The sequence below is a fragment of the Gimesia chilikensis genome, from assembly GCF_008329715.1.
GTDB classification, from domain to species: Bacteria; Planctomycetota; Planctomycetia; order Planctomycetales; family Planctomycetaceae; genus Gimesia; species Gimesia chilikensis.
Genome location: NZ_VTSR01000013.1, coordinates 86,354 through 93,193, shown reverse-complemented (window position 1 = coordinate 93,193; position 6,840 = coordinate 86,354). Strand labels below are relative to the sequence as shown.

Sequence of the window (6,840 nt, the reverse complement as noted above, 5' to 3'; positions counted from 1 at the left end):
GCTTGATTGTGTCTCAGAAAGGGATCCATGCGCAAAGAATAAAATCACTTGACAAGATGTTCTTCATAGATGGCCTCGGATGCAATCCGGGGTTGTCGTGAGACAACAGGAAACTGTCAGGGGGATGTTTCAATTCAGAGCAGAACTGTCGACTGTGATGATCTGATAGGAATCAGTTTCATTCTTTGAAAGATTTCACAGTCAGTTTCCTGCTCGCTGCGCTCGGCCCGAATTGCATTCGGGCCCACCCAATTTTTTTATTTGTGGAAGTGTTTTTCTATACGCACGCTACAATACCTGAATGGGAAGACCACGCATTTTTGACAATCAGAGATATGTGCATTTTGTTACATTTTCCTGCTTTGGAAATCGTACTCATCTGAGTCGAGATCAATGCAAACGACTTCTGCTCGGTGCACTCAATCATGAATTAGAGAGATATCATGCCGTTTGCATCGGGTTTGTGATCATGCCCGATCATGTCCATTCTTTAATCTGGTTTCATGAAACTGGTCAGCTTAGTTCATTCATCCGAGACTGGAAGCGGAGCTCAAGTCGTTCTATCAAGCTGCACTTACTCGAGCAAAGTGAGGTTATCAGAACCTTTCCAGATGAAGATCCCATCTGGCAAAAACGGTTTTATTCGTTTGAGATCGAGTCAGAAGAAAAGATGGAAGAGAAGCTGACTTATATGCACATGAACCCGGTGAAGAAGGGGTTGGTGGAACGAATTGTGGATTGGCGCTGGAGCTCTGCTCGCTTTTACGAGCTGAGAAAATCTGTGGGAGTGCCGATTGGATGGCCAATGTAATGAAACCTGCCCGGGTGGCCCCGGATGTAATCCGGGGTTGTCGTAGACAACAGGAAACTGTCAGAGGGATGCATCGATTCAGAGCAATGCTGCCAATAGTGATGATCTGGCAGGAACCAGTTTCTTTAATTGTGAGATTTCACAGTCAGTTTCCTGCTCGCTGCGCTCGGCTCGGATTGCATCCGAGCCCACCCGTTTTGTAAGGGAGCTGTTTATTACTCTGGAGTGAGCAGTTCGTTGACCGTCTGTACGAGGTCTTCGATGTGGTAGGGTTTGGGGATGAAGCGGTCGACGCCGCGGTCGAGGGCGAGTTCGCGGTATTTGGGTTCGCTGTTGCCGGTGACCATCACGATTTTGGGGGCCCGCTGTTTGTTGTTGATGATGCTGTCGAGGACGGCAAATCCGCTGCGGCGGGGCATGACCAGGTCGAGGAGGACCAGATCGGGGGCGTCGCGTTCGATTTTCATCAGGCCTTCGTTACCATCGTGGGCGGTGAGCACCTCATACCCTTCTGCTTCGATGGCCAGCTGTAAAGGCTCTGTAAGACCCTCGTCATCGTCGATGATGAGGACACGTTTTTGAGGAGAAGTGTTCATTAGCCTGGCGTTTAAATCCTGGTGTGGCCCGCGCTGGGGAAGTGTGCAGAAGGTATTATATCACCCCCGCTGGCGAAAATCCAATTATTAAGATCCAACGGACGTGTGGCGCTCCCCAAACCGGTGCCGGTTCGATAAAATGGGCCGGTGCGCGCGTGGCGTGCGCCAGTTTCGGGATGGTCCGAGATCAATATGTCTTTATTTGTTTATTCTTAAATCACGCAATGGGATAGTTTTGTGTCAGCGACGTCGGTAATCGGGTTACAGTGGGGCGATGAAGCCAAGGGCAAAATTGTAGACTTACTCTCCGAGCAACACGAGATCGTGGTGCGTTACCTGGGGGGCAATAATGCAGGCCACACAGTCAAATTTGACGGCAAGACCTATAAACTCTCCCTGCTGCCGGCAGGGGTGCTGAATCCGAATGTCACCTCCGTCATTACCGGTGGCGTGGTGATCAATCCCAAGGCGTTTCTGAATGAAGTCGCCTCTATCGTTGAACAGAACGGGCCGATTGATCCCAGCCGGCTGTTGATCAGTGACCGGGCGCACGTGATCTTCCCGTATCACATGCAGGAAGAGAGCATTTTCGAAAAGAGCCGCAAAGAGAACGCGATCGGCACGACCATGCGGGGCATCGGAACCTGCTATCGCGACAAAGCGAGCCGGACTCATGCTATTCGGATGGGCGATCTGATGCGTCCTGACTTTTTCCGGGCTCGTCTGGAAGAAATCGTGGCTTATAAGAGTAAGATTTTTCAGGCCCTCGATCCCGAAGCAGAGCCGTTGAACGTCGACGCGATCTTTGAAGAGTACTGCGGTTACGCCGAGACTCTGAAACCGCACGTCGTCGATACCAGTGCTTATCTGTTGAAAGCGGTTGCCGAGCAGAAGAAGATTCTGTTCGAAGGAGCTCAGGGGAGCCTGCTGGATATTGACCATGGGACCTTTCCGTATGTGACTTCTTCCAACAGTTCCGGCTGCGGGATTCATAACGGCAGTGGCGTTTCCGAGCGTTACATCAGCAAGATGATCGGCGTGGTGAAAGCCTATACGACACGCGTGGGCGGTGGTCCGTTTGTGACCGAGCTGCACGATGAGATCGGCCAGCGGATTCGCGACGTGGGAAATGAATACGGAACTGTCACCGGACGTCCGCGGCGGTGTGGCTGGTTTGACGCTGTCGCTACCCGTTACGGGGCGAATATCAGTGGTGTCGACTGCATTGCCGTCATGCTGCTGGACGTGCTGAGCGGACTGGACGAGCTCAAGGTCTGTGAAGCTTACGATGTGAACGGCACGCAGGTTACGGACTTCCCGAGCCACATTCTGGATCTGGAGCAGGCCAAGCCCGTATATCGCACGATTCCCGGCTGGAAGGAAGATATCACCGGCATCCGCAAGATGGAAGATCTGCCCGAGAATGCGATCGCGTACATCAAGGCGATCGAAGATATCATCGGCAAACCGGTTGAGATCGTTTCTGTCGGACCCGACCGGGAACAGACGATTCTGCTGAAGTAAGCGGCTGGTTTCTACTGTTTCTGTCTGCTATCTAAAGCATGGGGCAGGTGTTGGCTCGATCACTGTTGGCGAGCCAACAGTGCCACCCGGCGCGTTCGCTTTTCGGACTCTGAACTGGATGGATCGGTTCAGCTGGGACCTCTTGCTCGCTGCGCTCGGCTCGGATTGCATCCGAGCCCACCCGATGTGTTTCGGATTAGATCCGGTCTTTTCTGGTCGGGAAGCGGTGCGGGTCCTCGATGTTTACCTTTCCCTGGTTGTGCCTGCGCATATCATTCCTGTCCCTGTTTTGTTTGTACCGGTGGCCAGGTGGCGTTTCTCAATTCGGATGATATATACCAAAGATGTTTCAACCGGGGCTAATGCCCTGCGGCTAATTTTCTTTTCTGCTGTTGAAGTCCTGAAAACAAGAGTAACAGCATACCCTCGGCCACGGTGGATACGTACATAGCTAACGCTGTCGTCCTTATGATCACGTAGAAAACTATTAAATAAACGCTACCTAGCGCTTTGCCGCTCAGGGGGGAATTGTTTATGGAGGTCCATTGGAAGTTGTTTCGAGTCGAAGGTCGCCAGGCGGGCAGGCACACAGGCACTGCCCCTACATCCTGTTTTGATCATGGGTCTGATTCTGTCGATCGGCACCGGGGGGGCAAGACAGAATTTTGTCCCGATGTGGCCGGATTTTGTCCTGGTCTGTCCGGGATTTTGTCCCTGTGTGACCTGTGTTTGTCCCGATTGGACCGGCTGGAAAGGGGAGAACATTGAGAACTGATGCGCGATTGACAGGTGGAAAACGGGTGAAAATCGACAGGAATTCAGGTGTTGTTGCGTCAGTGGTGGGGGCTGTTCCGGTGCACGATCACCTGTCTCGCGCGCGAGCCAGAGGGGACCAGCATACGCAGCGGCGGGGGCGGATCAAGTTCAGTTTGTGCAGTGAAAAACGGGAAGCCTTACTCGACGACGACCCCTTTTTTCAGAATCAGATTGGCGTACAGGGCGGTTTCGCTGGTGGCGATGATGGCGTAGGCCTGGCGGGCGCGTTCGTAGAACTCGAAGCGTTCGATTTTTTCCAGTTCCGGAGCGCGGTCATCGTGCTGGTGGATCAGTTCGCGGTAGGTCTGCCAGATGGGAGGCTCGGCTGCCTGGTCGTCGACGGGGTTCATCAGGCCGGCGGGCTGATCGACGAACGTATCGAGCGGGAAAAACTGGAGCAGGGCGGAGAGGATTTCAGGGACGCCGTGACCATCGAGGCGGATGATGCGCTGGGCGTGGGAGTCGGCGGGGAAGTTGCCGTCGGCGAGGACGATGTCGTCGCCATGTCCCATTTTCATCAGAACGTACATCAGGTCGGGGGAGATGATGGGAGGAATTCCATTGAGCATGCGGTTCACCCTGGCTGTGGTTATGTGACTGGTGTTGTGTGTGCTGGAACTGATTTTGACAACTCAAAAAGCAGAATCAAAGGGGCTTGTGAGAGTGATTACCATTATGCAGAAATTTTACGTCGAAGGCGAGGATGGCTTGCTGGATATGCTGCTGTGATCCCGTTATGATGGCTTGAGTTCAAGCTGTGGGCTCGACAGAGTGAACACCGCTTTTTCTCACCGGTAGCAAGTTTTCAGGAGAAAGTCTGAAAAATCAATGAAAATTCACGAATATCAGGCCAAACAGTTGTTTCGCGAAGTCGGGATTCCCGTACCTGAGGGAATCGTAGCGAAGACCGTCGATGAAGCGGTGGCCGCATTTGAAAAACTGGATCGTCCGCTGGTGGTTGTGAAGTCACAAATCCACGCAGGGGGCCGCGGAAAAGGTCGTTTCAAGGAACATCCGGAGCAGGCTGGTGTGGTACTGGCTCGTTCTGCAGATGAAGTTCGCGAGAACGCGGAACGCATGCTGGGATCGACCCTCGTGACCGTGCAGACCGGGGAAGAAGGCAAGCAGGTCAACACACTGTTCATCGAGCAGGGGCTGGACATTGCCAAAGAGCTTTACCTGGGATGTGTGATTGACCGTGAAGCAGGCGGCCCGGTGATGATTCTCTCGACCGAAGGTGGTATGGAGATCGAAGTCGTCGCCGAAGAGTCTCCGGAAAAGATCCTGAGCGAGCCGTTCTCGATTCACACCGGACTGCTTGGTTTCCAGGCCCGCAAGCTGGCATTCAAGCTGGGAATGGAAGGCAAAACGGTTCGTCATGCAGAGAAGTTCCTCTGCCAGATGAGCCGTTTTTTCATTGATAACGACTGCAGTATGACCGAAATCAACCCGCTGGTGATTACCGGCGAAGGTGAACTGGTTGCACTGGACGCGAAGGTGACGTTCGACGAGAACGCACTCTTCCGTCACAAATCCTTCGACGAACTGCGGGACCTGACCGAAGAAGATCCTGCGGAAGTACAGGCGGGTGATGCCGGCCTGAGCTACGTCAAGCTGGACGGCAACATCGGCTGTCTGGTGAACGGGGCTGGTCTGGCGATGAGCACCATGGACCTGATCAAGCATCATGGCGGTGAGCCGGCGAACTTCCTGGACGTGGGCGGCGGAGCGAACGTCGACCAGGTCACCGAAGCCTTCCGGATCATTCTGGCTGATGACAATGTGAAAGCAGTTCTGGTGAATATTTTCGGCGGGATCATGAAGTGTGATACGATCGTGACCGCGTTACTGGAAGCTTATGAAAAGGTTGGTTTCACGGTACCCCTGGTGGTACGACTGGAAGGGACCAACGTGGATACCGCCCGGAAGATGCTGGCAGAGAGTGGTCGGGATATTATTTCCGCAAACGACCTGACCGACGCCGCTCAGAAGGTTGTGGCCACTTTGAGTACTTAGTACAGGCGGGCGACCTGTCTGTCAGGTCGCCGCTCGTGTGACGTGGTTGTTTTGCAAAAAGCGATCTTAGCCATCTTTTAATAAAACACATTTCCCGCAAGGGTGACAGATTATGAGTATTTTAGTTACTGAAAAGACACGCGTCATTTGCCAGGGGATCACCGGTAAATCCGGGCTGTTTCACAGCCAGCAGTGCCGGGAATATGGCACACCGATGCTGGGGGGCGTGACTCCCGGTAAAGGGGGAACCGAGGTTGATGGTTTCCCGGTATTCAACACCGTGGAAGAAGCGGTCGAGAAGACCGGTGCCAACACCAGCCTGATCTTCGTGCCACCTCCGTTCTGTGGCGAAGCGATCATGGAAGCCGCTGATGCCGGTATCGAACTGATCATCGCGATCACCGAAGGTGTGCCCGTCACCGATATGGTACGGGTGATGGAATACCTGAAAGACAAGCCGAGTCGCCTGATTGGTCCGAACTGCCCGGGTGTGATTACTCCGGGGATCGCCAAGATCGGCATTATGCCCGGTTACATTCATACGCCCGGTTCCGTTGGCCTGATTAGTAAGAGTGGTACGCTGACTTACGAAGCGGCCTGGCAGCTGGGGAACATTGGTCTGGGACAGAGTACTGCGATCGGTATTGGTGGTGACCCGATTATCGGGACGACCTTCATCGATCTTTTGGAGATGTTCCAGAACGATCCTGCGACCGAGTCGATCATGCTGATCGGTGAGATCGGGGGAACCGCTGAAATCGAAGCAGCGGAATATATCAAAGAGCATGTGACCAAGCCGGTTGCCGGTTTCATCGCCGGTAAAACAGCGCCTCCCGGAAAACGGATGGGGCACGCTGGTGCGATTATCAGCGGCGGTAGTGGTACAGCGGATGAGAAGATTGCCGCTCTGGAAGCAGCCGGTGTTGTTGTGGCGGAAAGCCCGGCAGACATGGGTGCTGCGGTCAAGCGGGCGATTGAGAAAGCCTCTTAATCGTCTTTACCAGACAGCCAAAAACAACAGGGCCGCCGGATTTAACCGGTGGCCCTGTTGTCGTTATATCAACTTGAACGGAGCGG

Annotated in this window: 6 protein-coding genes; 4 read left to right on the top strand and 2 right to left on the bottom strand. The window is 53.7% G+C overall.

From position 1 onward, the window contains the following. Positions 1-301 precede the first annotated feature (301 nt). Positions 302-811, top strand: coding sequence for an REP-associated tyrosine transposase (locus tag FYZ48_RS18310; protein WP_149342973.1), 510 nt, complete (start codon positions 302-304; stop codon positions 809-811). A 215-nt stretch (positions 812-1,026) separates the two neighbouring features. On the opposite strand, the gene FYZ48_RS18305 is transcribed toward FYZ48_RS18310, so the two are convergent. After that, positions 1,027-1,407, bottom strand: coding sequence for a response regulator transcription factor (locus FYZ48_RS18305; RefSeq protein ID WP_149342971.1), 381 nt, complete (start codon positions 1,405-1,407; stop codon positions 1,027-1,029). Positions 1,408-1,644: 237 nt separating this feature from the next. Here FYZ48_RS18305 and FYZ48_RS18300 point away from each other — a divergent pair, with 237 nt between their 5' ends. Then, positions 1,645-2,931 carry an adenylosuccinate synthase gene (locus FYZ48_RS18300; RefSeq protein ID WP_145037655.1) on the top strand — a complete coding sequence of 429 codons (1,287 nt, stop codon included), beginning with the start codon at positions 1,645-1,647 and terminating at the stop codon, positions 2,929-2,931. A 953-nt stretch (positions 2,932-3,884) separates the two neighbouring features. Here FYZ48_RS18300 and FYZ48_RS18295 read toward each other — a convergent pair. Beyond that, positions 3,885-4,316 (bottom strand): RbsD/FucU family protein, encoded by a 432-nt coding sequence (locus FYZ48_RS18295; protein WP_149342969.1) that lies wholly within the window; start codon positions 4,314-4,316, stop codon positions 3,885-3,887. 259 nt (positions 4,317-4,575) lie between these two features. Here FYZ48_RS18295 and sucC point away from each other — a divergent pair, with 259 nt between their 5' ends. Both sucC and sucD read left to right on the top strand, forming a co-directional pair. Then, entirely contained in the window at positions 4,576-5,763 is a 1,188-nt protein-coding gene (sucC, locus tag FYZ48_RS18290; protein ID WP_145181358.1) for an ADP-forming succinate--CoA ligase subunit beta, read from the top strand. Positions 5,764-5,875: 112 nt separating this feature from the next. Then, positions 5,876-6,754 carry a succinate--CoA ligase subunit alpha gene (gene sucD / locus FYZ48_RS18285; RefSeq protein WP_145037661.1) on the top strand — a complete coding sequence of 293 codons (879 nt, stop codon included), beginning with the start codon at positions 5,876-5,878 and terminating at the stop codon, positions 6,752-6,754. Positions 6,755-6,840: the final 86 nt, after the last annotated feature.

What these genes read in the sequence shown, in the direction of transcription:
- FYZ48_RS18305 (WP_149342971.1), bottom strand. Translation starts at nt 1,407, where the DNA reads ATGAACACTTCTCCTCAAAAACGTGTCCTCATCATCGACGATGACGAG.
- FYZ48_RS18310 (WP_149342973.1), top strand. Translation starts at nt 302, where the DNA reads ATGGGAAGACCACGCATTTTTGACAATCAGAGATATGTGCATTTTGTT.
- sucD (WP_145037661.1), top strand. Translation starts at nt 5,876, where the DNA reads ATGAGTATTTTAGTTACTGAAAAGACACGCGTCATTTGCCAGGGGATC.
- sucC (WP_145181358.1), top strand. Translation starts at nt 4,576, where the DNA reads ATGAAAATTCACGAATATCAGGCCAAACAGTTGTTTCGCGAAGTCGGG.
- FYZ48_RS18295 (WP_149342969.1), bottom strand. Translation starts at nt 4,316, where the DNA reads ATGCTCAATGGAATTCCTCCCATCATCTCCCCCGACCTGATGTACGTT.